Genomic DNA, 17,194 nt, shown 5'->3' on the forward strand with positions numbered 1-17,194 from the left:
TTTTCTAAAGCAATGATGAGCGTGATATCTGAACAGTAGTTATAATTAAAAAGACGACCTATGGGTCGTCTTTTTAATTATTATTTACACAATATATAGGTGGAAATGGCAGGTATACTTACCTCATTAATACAAGTTTTAGCTCCTTTACCTACACCTTTTTTATTAACTTCACATTCATTTGCTAAAATTCTCCACTCATCACCATCTGGCAAACTTAAATTTATTGCTTCTTTGTTAGAATTATGAATTATAAGTAATTTACCATAATCATCTTTGAATGTCGAAGTTAACTCATAAGCCACGCAGTTATAAGGTGTTTCAAGGAATATCAAAGAATTCCTTACATCACTTGCGCTGTCTAAGGTCATAACCTTTTGGCTTTTTCTAAAAGCTATTAACCCCTTAATATATTCAAAAGTTTCTCTAAACTCAGCTTTTCTACTCCAACATATTTTATTCACGTCATCACCAGAATTATAACTATTATGAATTCCTTGTTTGGTACGGAGTATTTCTGTTCCACCTTGAATAAAAGGCACACCTTGACATGTGAGTACAATAGATAAAGCTAACCTAGTCATTTTTTCTCTTTCTGAGGGAGTATTATTAGGATTGCTTTTTTCAAATTTATCATACAAGCATAAATTATCATGAGCACTTACATAATTTATAACTTCTCCAGGGTCTTGTGTGAAATTATTTATTTCATTGTTAAAATTAATGCTGCCAACAATACCCTTCTTTATTTCTAGTTCAAATCCCTCTCCACCACTTACAAATCCTAAGGTGCTACCATCATTATCACCCTTTATTGCATTTCTTAAATCATCGTTAAAAACTGACACCTGAATCCCTCTTTGACTTCCTTTTAAAAGTTGCGAAGAATGTGGTAACGATGATGGTCCTCCTGTCCATGGTTCACCGTATATAATAATATTTGGATTAATAATTTTTGCTTGTTTTGTTAATTCTTTCATTGTATCAATATCATGAAGTGCCATTAAATCAAACCTGAATCCATCTATCTTGTATTCTTCTGCCCAAAATTTTATACTGTCAACCATAAATTTCCTCATCATTGGTTTTTCTGATGCTGTTTCATTTCCGCAACCTGATCCGTTCGTATAGTTACCATTATAATCTGTTCTATAATAATATTTAGGCACCAAAATGTTCATTGGTGAGTCAACTGTAGTAATTGTGTGATTATAAACAACATCCATAATTACACTAAGACCATTTTCATGCAATGTTTGTATTAAGGTTTTAAACTCGTGAATTCTAACAGTACCGTCTTGTGAATCAGTAGCATAAGAACCCTCAGGTACATTATATAAATAAGGATCATATCCCCAATTGTATCCACCCTTAATTTCATCAACACTAGCAAAATCAAATACAGGTAATAAATGAACATGAGTTATTCCTAATTCTTTAAGGTAATCTAATCCAGTAACGACACCTTCAGAAGTTTTCGTATTCTTTTCAGTAAAGGCTAAATATTTTCCTTTATTTTTAATTCCGGAGTCCTCTGATACTGAAAAATCTCTAACATGTATTTCGTATATTACTGCCTCAGTTCTGTTAATTGGTTTAGGCTTATTATGATTTTCCCAATTAACTGGGTTTATAGAATGAAAATCAACAATCATTCCTTTTTTACCATTAGCACTGGCCCCTTTTGAATAGATATCTGGTGTTTCTTTTATTTTACCATCATTTAATACTAAATAGTTATAATATTTATTTTTATAATCACCATAAAGTTTGAGCTCCCAAACCCCTTCTAAAGCTTTGTTCATTTCATATTTTTGTCCTAAATCATCATTAGGATTTTCATAAACTACTACTGTAATTTTATCTACTGTAGGTGCCCAAACCTTAAATATTGTATAAAGTGTAGTATAAACTGCACCTAAATCATCGCCATTGTATATGAGTTCTTGGTTATTTAATACATTTGCCATTGTTAAATCTCTCTCCTTAAAATCCACTATAGTGGCTTAATTAAAAACATAGTAAGGAAGTTTTTACTTCCACTTAAAGTTTTTTTTTCTAGGAACAAACGCTATTAATAAAAGTAAAGACTTCTTTTCAAATGTAGTTAGAATGACTATATATTGGCCAAGCGTTTATTTAAATATAAGATCTATTTCTATATAATATGTAAGCTTCTTTAAAAAAAGCCTCTCAACTTAAGAGCTAATCACCTTATGGATTTAAAAGGTATTCATGTAATTGTTATAATTGTATATATATCCCTTATCATTATATTATTAAACATAATATTAAGCAATACTAGCTTACATAAGTGATCCATTAAATAAAATAAATAATTAGTATGTTAGCTTATTCATATTATACTATAGTACATCAAAATAACTAATAATATGTGGTAAGCCACATAGCTTAACTAATAAATAAATATATTTATAAATATAGGAGATATTTACAAGTTTTAATCATATAATAAAGTAATATTCCTTTTAAAGAAGATGATAATATGAATGAAGACAAGAGTTACTATATTCAATTAAATAGTAATATTGAAAAAATGCTTAAAACATCAGAGTTTTTAGGTTCTGGTCATAATGGGATAGTTTACTTGCTCCCAAACAACAAAGTGATTAAGATTTTTAAAGATAAAAAAGTTTGTACGGGTGAATATAATATTTTTATAAAAACTAGAAAAAGTAAATACTTTCCTAAAGTTTACGAACATGGTGCATATTATATTGTGAGAGAGTTTGTAGGGGGGCAACGCTTAGATAAATATATTAAAAAGAATGGTATCAATAAAGTAATATCACTCAACATAATTAAGCTTATGGAAGAATTTAAAAAGCTTAAATTTAATAGATTAGATATTAGGTGTAAGGATTTATACTTAATGGATGACTTTTCAATTAATGTAATTGACCCTAAAAATAATTACTCAAAAAAAGTAATATACCCTAGACATTTAATGAAAGGTTTAAACAACTTAGGTGTAGTAGATCAATTTTTAGAAGTAGTTTGTGAAGAGAGCCCTAAGACTTTTGAGTTGTGGGATTTTAGGTTCAAACAGTACTTAGAAAAAAATATTAAATAAATATTATAACTAGTAATTTTAATAAAATATATCAAATTACATGAAAAATATTAAAAAATATAAGAGGCTCTAATTCCTTAAGGAATTAGAGCCTCTTATATTAATTTATTATAATACATTTAGTTCCTTTAACTCATCAAGAAATTCTTCGAAATTTAATGCTCTTGATGAGTTTAAAATAATCTTCGCATTTTTAATTAGTTTTTTATCATCAGTTACAAGAATATAATTTTTATTATTTTTACAAATATCTATTAGACTATAGTCATTTATAGAAATTTTATCTCCGTTAACTAAATATATATTTTTATTTTGCTCATACCTAATAATATCACTTGATATGCGTTCTTTACTAAAATTAGGGACATTATTATTAATGATGTGTCCTAATAACTTTAAGAATTTGCTTGAAAGCACAAAATCTTCATTAAATTTTGCATACTCTTTTACTGATAACTCTCCGGCTATATCCTCAGAGATTTTAAAATCAATACATTTTATATTTTCAATAGTATCTAGTAAGGTAGGATATTTATTCCAAACTTTTATAACTATATTAGTATCTAACAAATATTCTTTACAAATCATTGCCATATCCCCTTTTAGAAATAAATATATTAGATTTAAAATGGAAAGGTATCTGGATTGTTAGTTTTATTTATATTATATTCATTATTAATTAATTTGTTTACTATTATTAATAGTTTAATGTTTATACCTTGATAAAATTGCATACTGCCACTATAATTAATATATTAGTAATAATAAGGAAGGAGCGGCTGTTTTTCAGCTAGTAACTTAAATTATGGAAGTACATATATACTTAAAAGGTAATAAAGAAGCATTTATTTACAAAGGAGACAGAATTGATATTTTAGACTTTGTAATGAACAACGTTAAATATAAGCAGATTAGATATTTTAGAAAAGGTCTTAGCAAAAGTGAATTAGTTGAAGAAAAAAGTATAATTAAAATAGTAAAAATTGATTCGTAAAAAGCACCTACATTCACATTATGGATGTAGGTATTTTTTAGGATCATTATTGCCTTTTTTTGCTCTTTGATTTGTTTTTATTATCATTTTTAATTCCATGGTTTGACTTAGTTTTAGTAGTTATAGGTTTGATTTTGTCTTTAAAGTTTTTATGTACAGGCTTACCTTTAGGTTTACCTTGTATATATTCACCTTTGTCTTTTTGTTTTGTTACTTTCGTTTTTCCACTTGTGTTACTGAGGTGTTCTTTATTTTTATTTCCCCGTGGTTTTACTAAACATTTAGGTCCAAAACCAATAAGGTCTTCTCTTCCCGCTTGTGTTAAAGCTGATAATACTAAATCGTATTTCATAGGATCTTTATATTGAAGAAGTGCCCTTTGCATAGCTTTCTCATTTTTGGTTTTAGGTATATGAACTTCTTCAAGGGTAATTGGATCAAATCCAGTATAAAACATCGTTGTTGATAGTGTCCCTGGGGTTGGATAAAAATCCTGCACCTGTTCTGGTTGGTAATTAATATCTCTAAGGTACTCCGCCAGTTCTATTGATGAGACTAGTGTGCACCCGGGATGACTAGACATAAAATAAGGAATAACGTATTGCTTCTTACCTATTTTCTCAGTAGATTTATAGAACTTTTCTAAGAATTTATTATAAGTTTTTCCTGCTGGTTTACCCATATATTTTAAAACTTTATGAGAGACATGCTCAGGAGCAACTTTTAATTGACCACTAACATGATGTTCAATTAATTCATCTAAAAAAGTATCATTTTTATCTGCCATGATATAATCATAACGCAACCCTGAACGCACAAAAACTTTTTTAATATTAGGTAATTCTCTTAATTTTCTAAGTAACTTTAAATACTCCATATGATCAACATCTAAATTTTTACATGGGCTAGGATGCAAACACTGCCTATCCTTACAAGTGCCTACTTTTAACTGCTTTTCACATGCAGGTCTTCTAAAATTAGCGGTAGGACCTCCTACATCATGAATATACCCTTTAAAATCATCAAGCTTTGTAATTTGAATTGCTTCCTCCACTATCGAGTTTTCACTTCTGCTTTGTACAATTCTACCTTGATGAAAAGTTATAGCACAGAAAGCGCAACTTCCAAAACATCCTCTTGAACTAACCAAACTAAATTTAACTTCTTCTATTGCTGGTATCCCACCTAATGCTTCATAACTAGGGTGATAATTTTTCTGATATGGTAAGCTATAAACCTTATCTAATTCTTCTCTAGTAAGCGGCATTTCTGGCTTATTTTGAACAATGTACTTATTAGTATGCTTTTGAATAATACCAATTCCCCTAATGGGATCTTGTTCATCATATTGTATTTTAAAAGCTTCCGAATATTTATGTATATCTCTGCATACTTCTTTATAAGATGCTATTTCTATGTAGTCACATATATTATCTATATCCTCTGCTACATAACATGTTCCAAGTACCTGAGTAATAGATTTTATATCTATTCCTTCGTTTAACTGTTTTGCAATTTTAACAACTTGTTTTTCACCCATGCCATATATTAATAAGTCTGCGCCGCTATCAATTAACATAGATTTTCGTACCTTGTCACTCCAATAGTCATAATGTGCAAATCGCCTTAGACTTGCTTCTATGCCTCCGATTATGATAGGAACATTTTTATATGCTTCCCTTAATCTGTTGCAATAAACAATTGTTGCTCTGTCGGGCCTTAAGCCCATCTTCGCACCTGGAGAATACATATCTTTATCTCTTACTTTCTTACTTACGGTATAATGATTGACCATAGAGTCCATATTTCCCGAATTTACTAGGAATCCAAGTCTTGGTCTACCTAGTTTTTCAAAGTCTTCAATACCCTTCCAATTAGGTTGAGCTATTATTCCTACTTTGTATCCTTCGTTTTCTAGAACCCTTGAAATGATAGCAGTTCCAAAACTGTGATGATCTACGTATGCATCACCAGTAACTATAATAAAGTCTAATTCAGTCCAACCTCTATCTATAATGTCTTTTTTACTAATTGGTAAATATTTATTTTCCTTAATTAAGTCCACCTTCTTCTGATTTAATAATAAATTTGAATATATAATTCAAAATACAATTATAGCATTCTTTACGTTTAAATTCTTTGAAAATAATAAATTAAAGCATCATAAAAAATTCGTATAATATATTAACCTTATTAATAACAAATTCTATATGATTGCGTATACTATAATATAATGAATTTATTTTGTGAAATTCTTTCATTTGTTGTTAAGGTTATAGTATTTATAATAATAATAAAGGAGAGAGTGTATGGAAAGTTATATAAGTGATATGATAAATAAAAACATAGAATGGAGCGAAGAAGCAGTTACAAGCGACAGTAACAATATTCAACAAACTTTTGAAATGAATATCCATAATGGAAAAGGATTTTATCAAACTGGATTAAACAATTCTTTTTGGTCTAACTTAATTATTACAGCTAAGATTCTTAACCCACAAGATGGTTATTGGGGGATTATAATTAGGGATGGAGCAAGAAGGAACTTAGTTGTTTACGAGAATAAAGAGGTGTTACATGATAAAGAAATTTCATTTAATTATAAAACAGGAATAAAAGTAAATCTAATAATTGAAGCTATTTGGAACCAAAAGAAAAATACAACTTTAAGTGGAGAAATATCTATTAGATATTAACCTAGAATATTGTAATTGAATATTAGTATTTTTTATAATATACTAAGTAAGTTACAATAGAGGGGGATAAAATTTATGGCAAGTGAAGAAATACTTAAAGATAATATAGTAAAAAAGCAAAAGATAAAAGTAAATCACTTAAACTTATGGATCAACTTTAAAAACGATAGAGATTTTAAGTTATTTTTGATTGTAGGGCTTTTTACTGGCATTGCAAGTGGAATTAACTTAACTGTGTTTAATAACTTTTTAAGCGATACATATAAATTAACAGCTTCAGCTAGGGGCATTGTAGAGTTTCCTCGTGAACTTCCAGGAGTTTTAATAGTTATTGTTTTAGGGGTATTATCCTTTCTTGGGAATATAAAAATAGCAATAGTAGGTATGCTGTTTGCAGCTCTAGGTATGCTTGGTTTAGGTTTGTTTTCACCCACTTTTACAACTATGCTTATATGGATGATGTTACTTAGCCTTGGTACACATATTTTCATGCCTTTATCTGCAGGTATTGGTATGAATCTTTCACAAAAAGAAAATTATGGTGCAAGACTAGGAAGATATAGTGCATACAATTTAGTTGCCACCATTATTGGCTATGCAATAGTATGGTTAGGATTTAAATATTTTAAACTTACCTATCAAATAGCTTTTGTAATATCTTCAATTTTTTATATTTTCGCAACAGTATTTCTTGGCTTAATGAAATCAAAAAAACCTAAGACAAAAAAAGTCACATTTGTATTTCGCAAAAAATATACATTATATTATTGCCTTAGTGTGGTAAATGGTGCAAGAAAACAAATCTTTTTAACATTTGCACCATGGGTTCTTATTCAAGTGTATTATGTTGATGCACCTACCTTCGCTATACTAGGATTAATAATTGCTATATTAAGCATTTTTACTAGAACAATCGTTGGCAAAGCTATAGACATAAAGGGTGAAAAGTTTGTACTATCACTTGAAGCCATAATTCTTATAGTTATATGCATAGGGTATTCTTTTGCAGCTGATTTAGTCCCTGCAAGCATTGCAGTGATTATCATTGCCGCATGTTACGTTATAGATAACTCGTTAAGTGTTGTAGAAATGGCAAGATCTACTTATATAAAAAAGATTGCTATATCTGCAGAAGACGTTATCCCTACGTTGTCTGCAGGTACAAGTTTTGATCATGTAATTGCCATGTCTATTCCTTTTATAGGTGGCATATTATGGGTAACTTTGGGTTACAAATATGTATTCCTAGTAGCAGCGTTTATTGCTGTTATCAATCTGTTTTTGTCCCTAAAAATAAAAATCAACTAATAATAAATTAGTTGATTAGACTTGTTGATTAGACTTCTTGATTTACTTTCTCAAGCAAAAGAAAAAAGTCCTCTTCATTTTTTCTCTCTAAATAGGTATCTATAAGAGACTGAGTAGATAATTTACTAAAACCCTTGTACCCATTATCTAAGATGTCAGTTAAAACATTCATAAAATAATCTTTGCTTTTATCTATATCCTTAAGCATCTTATATGATATATCTTTTATTAATTCCGCCTTTATATTTTCTCTTAGCCTTTCAGTGTATTCTTTCATAACAATTTGTGTTTCTTCAGGGTATGCAGAAAAATCTCCTGACATTATATCTTGAATTTTCATGATTGTCACTCCTTAGTTATTTATGCTCTTTTAATGTTTTTAGTATCATGCATAAATGATTGCGACTTTATTATTCACTTTACATATTCATGTTTTGCTACCATAGCTGCACCTATTATACCTGCTTTATTACCTAGCTCGGCTAAAACAATTTTACCGATTGGTAATTCCTCATAATACTTATTCAACCTTACATGATCTAATATCTTATCCAAAAGATATTGTCCTGCCCCAGCAACACCGCCACCTAATGATATAATTTCTGGATCAATAAAATTAACTATATTAAGTATACCAATACCTAAATAATTTACTAATCTGTTCACTGCTAAATTTGCTATCTTATCTCCTTCCTTTGCACAATCAAATATAATCTTCGCGTTTATATTGTTTATATTTCCTTCTGCTTTATCAATTATTATAGTACTCTCGTTCATTTCCCCAATTAATTTTTTAGTATATCTTATTATGGCAGTTGATGAAGCAAATGTTTCTAAGCAACCATTTCTTCCACAATTGCAATCATAGAAATTTTCACCCACAACTGTATGTCCAAGTTCAGAACCTACGCCATTAAAACCACTATATACTTCACCATTTAAAATGATTCCTCCACCAATGCCAGTCCCTAAAGTAAGCATAACTCCACTTTTACAATTCTTCATTGAGCCATTCTCGTATTCAGCAAGTGCAGCCACAGTTGCATCATTATCTATATGAATTGGTGTATGAAGTTTGGCGTCTAACATCTCTCTTAAAGGTACATTCTTCCACCCAAGATTTACACAGAATATTACATTCCCATTTTTATCAGCGAGGCCTGGAATTCCTATACCTATTGCTTTTATATCTTTTAGTTGCATATTAACTTCTGTTATTATATTTAAAACTAGATCTATCATGTCGTTAATTATCTCTTGCGGCTGCCTCTCAGATTTTGTTTCACATGACATTTCATGTATTATGTTACAATTCTCATCAATAATACCAGCGGCAATGTTAGTGCCTCCTAAATCAATACCTATATACATTTAACTCTTCCCTTCGTAGCCTCTGCTACCATGTTTTTATAAATTAATATATGTTGATCCTAATTACCTAAATTATATATACTATTAAATTATACCATATATATGTACTTTTACTTCTAAAATAAGAAAGAACCAAAGTATTACTTTGGTTCTTTCTTAACAGGCTTATACTTAGAGTTAGTTTTCTCATCGGGATTTATATATTCATAGTCACCTACGTCATTTTTTCTAATTCCGAGTGAAGCCATTTGTTTATTGGTATTTTTAAGTTTATTACTCACGTAAACACCTCTCTCTATTAATAGATTTACCATAGAGAAAAATATTATGCATTATTTTACCTAAGTGATAGTATAACATATTAACTACATATGTAAATATGCCTTTTAAAGGTACCTTTAGACACCGTGCATCTATCATCTATATGAAAACCAACGGAAGTAATTTGCTGCTCCATATCATCAAATGTGATTATCACCATTCTATCTGCTATTCTACGTGAACTATTAATTATAGCCAACTGTTCACCTGGTGTAATTTGAGTGAATATTCCATAGGGTAGATCCACAATTGCTACATTAAATTTATTTTGTGAATTATTCATGTCACCAATAGTTATTACATCGTCATAACCAAAATACCGAAGGTTTGTTTTAGCATTTTCACCAATGAATGGGTTTATCTCATAACCTTTAATATTAATATCCATTGATATAGCCTCTATAAGTACAGTTCCAATGCCACAACATGGATCTATTACACTACAATCTAAATCATTGCCTACAGCTATATTAACCAATGCTCTGCAAACATTCACCTTTAGTGCATTGGAATAAGAAAAAGGTTTTTTATTGTGCAATAACCAGTCAGAAGTATTGCTCTCACATTCACCAAATATCCACTTATCTGCTACTTTTGCTATGCCAAAAATAGTTTCAGGGTTTTTCATTTTGGCTTCTCCAAGTATACTAAACCCTATTTCATATTCAATCTTTCGACTCTCATGAAACCCAATATTTTCATCAGTCACATTAATATATGCAACCTTATAATTTATGCTAGTTAGTTTGTCTATAACAATTAGATCTATAATTTGTTTAATTGTTTCTCCAATATACATTATAGAAATACATTTTTTTATAAAGGGACTCCTTGAGGGATCCACATAAGTATTAGAAAACAAATGTTTTTCATTAAGTGGTTTATTGAAAAGACATTTTATTTCCATTTTACACAGACTTTCTTCGTCAATTGAATAATTAGTTGTATATAAATAATTATTTTCTATTTGTGGTATCTGAAGCATTAAAACACTATCCTTTCAAATCTTCTCATCCTTATTAGTAAGTATATACATATTATAAGCATCCATAAATTTATGTATTTGAATTTCTGATTCTAACATTTATATGATATTAATAGCTTTTAAAAAACAATCAACTCTTTTTTCATATTCGTCCTTGTTTTCTAAATATGATTGAGCATGGCCTGCATTTGGAGCAATATATATATCTTTGTAACCATTCTTTACTGAGTACATTTTCAGGCACATAAAGGTAGGTACATAGTCATCATTCGCACCATGAATAAATAATATTGGAATATTTACCTTAGGTAATGTAGTTATAGGGGATACATCTTTGAATTTCCATCCAATTCTTATTTTTATTACTATTCCTGATAATTTTACTAAAGGAAGTTTTTTTATATTATAATCTTTTTCTAATCTATGCTGAAATAAATCTTGTGCATCAGAATAGCCACAATCCTCTATGCAAAACTTAATTCGGTTGTCTATAGCAATATTTTGAAGGGCTATGCCAGCTCCCATGGATTCACCATGCAACCCAACTATTATATTTTTACCTAATTTATTAAATAGCCAATCGGTACACTTTTTTAAATCAAACTTTTCGTAATATCCATAAGATGTATCGAGTCCACCACTTAGGCCGTGATTTCTATGATCATACATAAAAACTGAGAAGCCTCTGTTTATAAACATATTCATATACTTAACAGAACCATATAGACTCCATGTTATTCCATGACACAAAATTATAGCTTTTTTTGAATTATAATTAGGAAAAAATAGGCCATGAATTTTATAACCATATTGAGATTCTATATAAACATCTAATTTCTCCAAATCAATAAATTTTTTTATTTGTATTTCTCCATTTTCCACTCCACAATTGTAGGTGTAATTATATTTTGCAACCTTAGGATGTATAATAATATTAGAAAAATGCCAACACACAATGAAAACAGTTATAATAATTAATATTACTATTAAAATTATTATTTTAAACATCTTAACATCTCCCTAACTAAATATCAGATAAATAAAACAAAAGCAATATGTTTTAACTCTAAGCTTTCTTTCTGTATTTAAAAAACATTATTATACATACTATTCCACCTAATGTACAAATAACATAAATCCAAAAATTTAATGTTATAAATATGTTGTTTGACTGATAATAAATGACTACAGTACTTAAACCTGGAACTACTAAAGAACCTCCATTAAATTGTTTTATAGTTTTAACTCCGGCTTTCTGACCATCTACTACAATATTCCACGTACCTTTTTTTGATAATTTAACGGTTCTATCTTCTTTATTTGCATTATAAGCTACTACGATATGCGCCCAAGTATCCATATTTGCATTGTAATTCATTTCATAGGCAACCACATTTTTAGGTACTATTAAAAATTTCAAATTTTTCTTAACCATATCTGCTGATGTCATTCTAAAAGCAGGATGTGCTTTCCTAAGCTCTATTAATCCTTTAAAATAATCAACAGTTTCTTTGTTTTCAGATTTTCTTACCCAATCAATTTTGTTAACACTATCATTAGAATTATAGGAGTTGTTGTCTCCAGATTTAGTTCGTATAAACTCTTGTCCTGCTTGCAAAAACGGAATACCTTGCGAGGTAAGAATCATAGAATCAGCCATTTTGTGCATTTTTAATCTTGTTACATTATTATCCTCAGGATTCGTTAAAAGGAGCTTATCCCATAATGTATAATCATCGTGCGTTTCAACATAATTAATAAATTGTTCAGGATCTACATTTCCCCAAGTTTTTATAGTACTCGAGTAATCTATTCCTCCAACTATTCCTTTTTTTATATTTGTTTCTTCGTCAGACTTACCACTAACAAAACCTTTATCTTTTGTAACAAATACGCTACCTTTTATTGCATCTTTTATTACATTGTTAAATTGTGCTATGTCAGGCATTTTACTTGCATTTGTTTTTGTTGCTTTTATATCTTTAGGAAGTGTAGTTCCAAGATCTGAGCTCTCTCCTATAATAAGAATGGATGGGTCAATGCTGCTTAATTTTTTTCTGATTTCGTTCATTGTCTTTACATCAAGTGTACCCATATAATTAAATCTAAAACCATCCATATTGTATTCTTTTGCCCAATACTCAACTGAGTCTACAATAAATTTACGTGCCATTGCATTTTGTGAGACAATAGTGCTTCCTGATTCATTTATATTTGCACCCTCTTTACTTCCCTTAAAATAGTATCCAGGTACTATTTTATTAAAGTTAGAGTTATAGCTACTATACATTTGACTATACGCAACATCCATGATTACTCTCAATCCATTATCGTGAAAAGATTGTACTCCTTGTTTTAATTCTTTGACTCTTGCAATTGGGTTGTATGGATCGGTTGAATAACTGCCTTCAGGTGAATTATAGTTTTTAGGATTATATCCCCAATTGAATTGTGGTCTAGTTGAAGTCTCATCCACACTAGCGTAATCAAATATTGGCATAAGGTCCACATGCGTTACCCCTAATGACTTTATATAATCCATACCTGTTGGTTTTCCGTCTATTCCCTTTGTTCCTGTTTCGGTAAAAGCCAAAAATTTCCCTTTGTTTTTTATCCCACTATTTTTGTCTATAGAAAAATCTCTAACATGTAGTTCGTATATAATCGCATCATTTAAATTCTCGAATTTTGGCTTTTCACTAGGCTTCCAAGTTTCTGAAGTTGTTTGATCTAAGTCAATTACTGCACCTTTATCTCCGTTTGCGCTAACAGAACGAGCATAAGGGTCTACTGCCTCGTTCCAAGTTTCACCCACATTAACTTTATATGTATAAAATAATCCCTTTTGATCTCCTGGTAAATCATAAGTCCATGTTCCTTTTTCACTTTTTTTCATACTTAATTCAGTACCACTTTTATCGTCCCATTTTTTATAAATAACAACTTTTACTTCTCTAGCAGTTGGTGCCCATACCCTAAAGCTTGTATTACTTGTAGAATAAGTATTACCTAGATCATTTCCCTCATAATAGTAATTTTTTTCGAAATTAACACTATTAAAAATCTTTCCTAGTTCCACTTGCTTTTCAGCAAATCCTTTTTTTGATATAGTAAGGTTTTGACTTAGGTCCACATTTTCATTAAGTTCTATATTTGCAACAGATGTTTTACCATCCTTTGTTTCATTGTTTGCAACCTTTTTTATCTTTAATACCTTGCCATCTGCCTTAACTGTGATATCCGCTATACTTTCTGGTATGTACGGAACTAACAGGTTGGTTTCTATGCTTATATTATTAAGGTCATCTAATGTTGCAACGGCTAATCCGCCTTGCTTCTTTATATTAACTTGTGTTTCCATTTCGTTTTTGGTAGCAGTTGCCTCCGCAGCAGAATCATATACTTTAGAGTCGCCTTCTATTACCCATACTTCTGAAGCGCCATTATTAAATTTTTCAATAAATCTATTTTTTTCTATGTCCCTTTTGCCGTCAACAGTGCATACTGCAAATCCAGCTCTATTAAATCCAGCGTCTAATTCAATTTCACTGACATAGCCAAATGCATCATTCTTAGTAAAATTAAATGTATTTCCGGATTTTTTATCAGTCCATAACCATATATTTGATTTTAAATTGTTACTTGGATTTTTAGCATAATGAACTATAATCTTTATCTTGCCATTTTGAGCGAACGCATGTGTATTTGAAAATAGAAAAATTAAACTTATCATAATTAAAGTGGTTGCAAGAAAACTAATCAATATATTCCTTTTATTGCTCTCTATCTTAAAATTCATAAATTCTCCTCTAAAAAATAAAATTAATTAGGACTAATGATTAAAATATTGGAGAAATAAGCCGCTATTTATAAACCCTCACCTTAAATCCCTTTTTACAATCAACTAGTCCTTCATAAATTTCATTAATATATTTGTTAATGTTATCATCTATTTTAATATTGGAAAGTTAATTACACTTTTTATTTATATTTAAACATTTTTTACCTTATTACATTATATAATTTAAAACTTAGATATACAAGCAATTTGTTAATCTATTATGTAGTTATTATTATAATAAGACCACGGCATTTTACATAATTGCCACTAAAAAAACCATACACTTTTTTATAGTGCACAGTTATCATTAGATATCTTTATAACATCATAAACTATCCAAACCTTCTCTATAAAAGATATATTATATATCTTTTAATACTCTTATGTTAACATTTCTTTTAAATCATGCGATTACTTTACCTCTCCGATGATACTTTGTTAATAACGTCTACTCTAGAACTTCCTATCATATTAGATATTTTTGATGATATGATACCGTCTTTATAAATTCTATCTTCATTTGCATTAATCAATATGGTTAGTTTCACCTTTAACTTGTCATATGTGATAACATCATCTAAATAAAAATCTACTGTGTCTTTTAAACAAGCTGCTAATTTTTTTGGGTCCTTATAAACTTTTTTCATATAGTACTCCTTTAAAATTTGTTTTTAATGCTAGGTTATATCTTATTTACTCTATTTAATTATAAACTAACTATCAATACTGAATTCTTTTAATGCATTAGTCAATTTAACATTTTCGCTATAATCTACGGGACAATCTATAATAGCTGGAATGTTTTGAGCAAGTGCTTCTTGTAATGTTGGTATTAGGTCTTCTGCTTTTGTTATCCTATATCCTTTTGCTCCCATGGCCTGTGCGTACATAACAAAGTCTGGATTTGTAAATTGTACATTCATATCCTCACCGAACCTATCCTGTTGCTTCCATTTTATAAGTCCATAACACGCATCATTGAATATTAATGTCACAAAAGGTGTTTTTATTCTGAGAGCTGTTTCTATCTCCTGACTATTCATCATAAATCCACCATCACCAGTGACTGCAACAACTTTTCTTTCAGGATTTACAAGCTTAGCTGCCACTGCTCCAGGTACTGCAATCCCCATGGATGCAAATCCATTGGAAATTAAGCAGGTATTAGGCTTTACAGACCTATAATGACGTGCAACCCACATCTTATGAGCCCCTACATCAGAAATAACAATATCATCGTCTCCCATTACTTTCCTTAAATCATATAATATTTTTTGGGGTTTCATAGGAAAGCTGTAATCATCTGAATAAGATTCATAATTTTCTTCCATTTTTGTTTTAATATGCAAAGCAAAAACTGGTTCATCCACTCTATGTGCAAGCTTACTTATTTCATTAATAGAATAAGATATATCACCAATTACCTCAACTTCAGGTATGTAACATTTATTAACTTCAGCTTTTTCTTCAGCAATATGTATAATTTGAATATTCTCATTCTTATTCCATTTTTTTGGATCATATTCAACTAGATCATATCCTACAGCAATAACCAGATCTACCTTTTCAAATAAACGATTTACATAGTCACGTTGTGCAAGTCCTATACTCCATAAAGAAAATGGATTTTTATATGAAACTACTCCTTTTGCCATAAATGTATTAGCTACAGGGATTCTTAGCTTTTCCACCATATCTGTAATTGCTTGACTAGATTTTGAACGTATTACCCCATTACCAGCAAGAATAACTGGGTTTTTAGCACTGCTTATAGCTGCTGCCGCTCTTTCAATACTATTGTACGTAGCATAGCTTTTTTCATTATCTCCATGGCTTAATGGCCTTCCTAATGCAGCCATTGCAGCTATATTTTCTGGTAAATCTATATGGACAGCCCCTGGTTTTTCACTTACAGCCAGTTTAAAGGCTTTCCTTATGATTTCTGGAGCGGTATCCGGTCTTACAACCTGTTTATTCCATTTCGTAATTGGTGCAAACATAGAAATTAGATCTAAATGTTGATGAGATACAATATGCATTCTATCCGTTCCTGCTTGCCCAGTGAGAGCCACCAAAGGCGCACCGTCCATATTGGCATCAGCAACACCAGTCATTAAATTTGTTGCTCCTGGCCCAAGTGTTGAGAGGCATACTCCTGGCGTACCAGTTAAACGCCCATAAACATCAGCCATAAAAGCAGCTCCCTGCTCATGACGAGTTGTTATAAATTTAATTTTAGAATCTTTAAGTGCTTTTAAAAAAGTAAGATTTTCTTCTCCTGGTATTCCAAATATATACTTAACTCCTTCATTTTCAAGACATTTTACCATTAGTTCTGAAGTGTTCATATTTATACACTTATTATTTGGATTTGTTTTTTCCACTTTATCGTCATTCAGATTCATTATTTTATCCCCCTTTATTTACATTAGCCTTTATGGGATTTTCTACTTTTAATGTTTAAACTGAACAAAACCTTTAATTACATGTAATTAGTTAAGTCTCATCCTAAACTCGCTTAGAATTATATCACATTTTATTTGCTATTTTTTATGTTTACAGTAAAAACTTTATTTTATTGTAA

The 17,194-nt window shown here is 30.0% G+C and carries 15 protein-coding genes; 4 read left to right on the top strand and 11 right to left on the bottom strand.

Features of this window, described 5'->3' with window-relative positions; all coding sequences use genetic code 11:
• Nucleotides 1-80 precede the first annotated feature (80 nt).
• On the bottom strand, nucleotides 81-1,970 hold the full coding sequence (gene pulA / locus LGK95_RS01535) for a type I pullulanase (RefSeq protein ID WP_226121438.1): 1,890 nt from the start codon (nucleotides 1,968-1,970) through the stop codon (nucleotides 81-83).
• Between the two features lie 536 nt (nucleotides 1,971-2,506).
• On the opposite strand from pulA (LGK95_RS01535), the gene LGK95_RS01540 reads away from it, so the two are divergent.
• Entirely contained in the window at nucleotides 2,507-3,094 is a 588-nt protein-coding gene (locus LGK95_RS01540) for a protein kinase (protein ID WP_226121440.1), read from the top strand.
• Nucleotides 3,095-3,202: 108 nt separating this feature from the next.
• Here LGK95_RS01540 and LGK95_RS01545 read toward each other — a convergent pair whose 3' ends face one another.
• A complete protein-coding gene (locus LGK95_RS01545; protein WP_226121442.1) occupies nucleotides 3,203-3,682 on the bottom strand; it encodes a PIN domain-containing protein in 480 nt (159 codons plus the stop codon).
• Nucleotides 3,683-3,899: 217 nt separating this feature from the next.
• Between LGK95_RS01545 and LGK95_RS01550 the strand changes: the two genes are divergently transcribed.
• On the top strand, nucleotides 3,900-4,088 hold the full coding sequence (locus LGK95_RS01550; RefSeq protein ID WP_226121444.1) for a hypothetical protein: 189 nt from the start codon (nucleotides 3,900-3,902) through the stop codon (nucleotides 4,086-4,088).
• Nucleotides 4,089-4,134: 46 nt separating this feature from the next.
• On the opposite strand, the gene LGK95_RS01555 is transcribed toward LGK95_RS01550, so the two are convergent.
• The gene (locus LGK95_RS01555; RefSeq protein ID WP_226121768.1) at nucleotides 4,135-6,144 is read right to left on the bottom strand and encodes a YgiQ family radical SAM protein; all 2,010 of its coding nucleotides are present in this window, start codon (nucleotides 6,142-6,144) and stop codon (nucleotides 4,135-4,137) included.
• Nucleotides 6,145-6,397: 253 nt separating this feature from the next.
• On the opposite strand from LGK95_RS01555, the gene LGK95_RS01560 reads away from it, so the two are divergent.
• Nucleotides 6,398-6,784 (top strand): hypothetical protein, encoded by a 387-nt coding sequence (locus LGK95_RS01560; protein WP_226121446.1) that lies wholly within the window; start codon nucleotides 6,398-6,400, stop codon nucleotides 6,782-6,784.
• A gap of 75 nt (nucleotides 6,785-6,859) precedes the next feature.
• Entirely contained in the window at nucleotides 6,860-8,092 is a 1,233-nt protein-coding gene (locus tag LGK95_RS01565) for an MFS transporter (RefSeq protein WP_226121448.1), read from the top strand.
• Between the two features lie 28 nt (nucleotides 8,093-8,120).
• Here LGK95_RS01565 and LGK95_RS01570 read toward each other — a convergent pair whose 3' ends face one another.
• From LGK95_RS01570 to LGK95_RS01605, 8 genes are all read right to left on the bottom strand, one after another.
• Nucleotides 8,121-8,432: a hypothetical protein gene (locus LGK95_RS01570; protein ID WP_226121450.1), complete on the bottom strand. Its 312-nt coding sequence runs from the start codon at nucleotides 8,430-8,432 to the stop codon at nucleotides 8,121-8,123.
• A gap of 74 nt (nucleotides 8,433-8,506) precedes the next feature.
• Nucleotides 8,507-9,463 carry an ROK family protein gene (locus LGK95_RS01575; protein WP_226121452.1) on the bottom strand — a complete coding sequence of 319 codons (957 nt, stop codon included), beginning with the start codon at nucleotides 9,461-9,463 and terminating at the stop codon, nucleotides 8,507-8,509.
• A gap of 140 nt (nucleotides 9,464-9,603) precedes the next feature.
• Nucleotides 9,604-9,744 (bottom strand): hypothetical protein, encoded by a 141-nt coding sequence (locus LGK95_RS01580; protein ID WP_226121454.1) that lies wholly within the window; start codon nucleotides 9,742-9,744, stop codon nucleotides 9,604-9,606.
• Nucleotides 9,745-9,824: 80 nt separating this feature from the next.
• A complete protein-coding gene (locus LGK95_RS01585) occupies nucleotides 9,825-10,769 on the bottom strand; it encodes a TRM11 family SAM-dependent methyltransferase (RefSeq protein WP_226121456.1) in 945 nt (314 codons plus the stop codon).
• Nucleotides 10,770-10,868: 99 nt separating this feature from the next.
• On the bottom strand, nucleotides 10,869-11,777 hold the full coding sequence (locus LGK95_RS01590) for an alpha/beta hydrolase (protein ID WP_226121458.1): 909 nt from the start codon (nucleotides 11,775-11,777) through the stop codon (nucleotides 10,869-10,871).
• Between the two features lie 58 nt (nucleotides 11,778-11,835).
• Complete coding sequence (gene pulA / locus LGK95_RS01595) at nucleotides 11,836-14,568, bottom strand: type I pullulanase (RefSeq protein WP_226121460.1); 2,733 nt, start codon at nucleotides 14,566-14,568, stop codon at nucleotides 11,836-11,838.
• Nucleotides 14,569-15,026: 458 nt separating this feature from the next.
• Nucleotides 15,027-15,257: a TIGR04540 family protein gene (locus LGK95_RS01600; RefSeq protein ID WP_226121462.1), complete on the bottom strand. Its 231-nt coding sequence runs from the start codon at nucleotides 15,255-15,257 to the stop codon at nucleotides 15,027-15,029.
• 66 nt (nucleotides 15,258-15,323) lie between these two features.
• Nucleotides 15,324-17,015 (bottom strand): acetolactate synthase large subunit, encoded by a 1,692-nt coding sequence (locus LGK95_RS01605; protein ID WP_226121464.1) that lies wholly within the window; start codon nucleotides 17,013-17,015, stop codon nucleotides 15,324-15,326.
• Nucleotides 17,016-17,194: the final 179 nt, after the last annotated feature.

The sequence above is a fragment of the Clostridium algoriphilum genome (assembly GCF_020443705.1).
Taxonomy (GTDB): domain Bacteria; phylum Bacillota; class Clostridia; order Clostridiales; family Clostridiaceae; genus Clostridium_AD; species Clostridium_AD algoriphilum.

Excerpts from the sequence above, each read along its gene's own strand:
- LGK95_RS01565 (WP_226121448.1), top strand. The coding sequence starts at position 6,860 with ATGGCAAGTGAAGAAATACTTAAAGATAATATAGTAAAAAAGCAAAAG.
- LGK95_RS01560 (WP_226121446.1), top strand. The coding sequence starts at position 6,398 with ATGGAAAGTTATATAAGTGATATGATAAATAAAAACATAGAATGGAGC.
- LGK95_RS01540 (WP_226121440.1), top strand. The coding sequence starts at position 2,507 with ATGAATGAAGACAAGAGTTACTATATTCAATTAAATAGTAATATTGAA.
- pulA (WP_226121460.1), bottom strand. The coding sequence starts at position 14,568 with ATGAATTTTAAGATAGAGAGCAATAAAAGGAATATATTGATTAGTTTT.
- LGK95_RS01600 (WP_226121462.1), bottom strand. The coding sequence starts at position 15,257 with ATGAAAAAAGTTTATAAGGACCCAAAAAAATTAGCAGCTTGTTTAAAA.
- LGK95_RS01570 (WP_226121450.1), bottom strand. The coding sequence starts at position 8,432 with ATGAAAATTCAAGATATAATGTCAGGAGATTTTTCTGCATACCCTGAA.
- LGK95_RS01590 (WP_226121458.1), bottom strand. The coding sequence starts at position 11,777 with ATGTTTAAAATAATAATTTTAATAGTAATATTAATTATTATAACTGTT.
- LGK95_RS01605 (WP_226121464.1), bottom strand. The coding sequence starts at position 17,015 with ATGAATCTGAATGACGATAAAGTGGAAAAAACAAATCCAAATAATAAG.
- LGK95_RS01575 (WP_226121452.1), bottom strand. The coding sequence starts at position 9,463 with ATGTATATAGGTATTGATTTAGGAGGCACTAACATTGCCGCTGGTATT.
- LGK95_RS01550 (WP_226121444.1), top strand. The coding sequence starts at position 3,900 with ATGGAAGTACATATATACTTAAAAGGTAATAAAGAAGCATTTATTTAC.
- LGK95_RS01585 (WP_226121456.1), bottom strand. The coding sequence starts at position 10,769 with ATGCTTCAGATACCACAAATAGAAAATAATTATTTATATACAACTAAT.
- pulA (WP_226121438.1), bottom strand. The coding sequence starts at position 1,970 with ATGGCAAATGTATTAAATAACCAAGAACTCATATACAATGGCGATGAT.
- LGK95_RS01545 (WP_226121442.1), bottom strand. The coding sequence starts at position 3,682 with ATGATTTGTAAAGAATATTTGTTAGATACTAATATAGTTATAAAAGTT.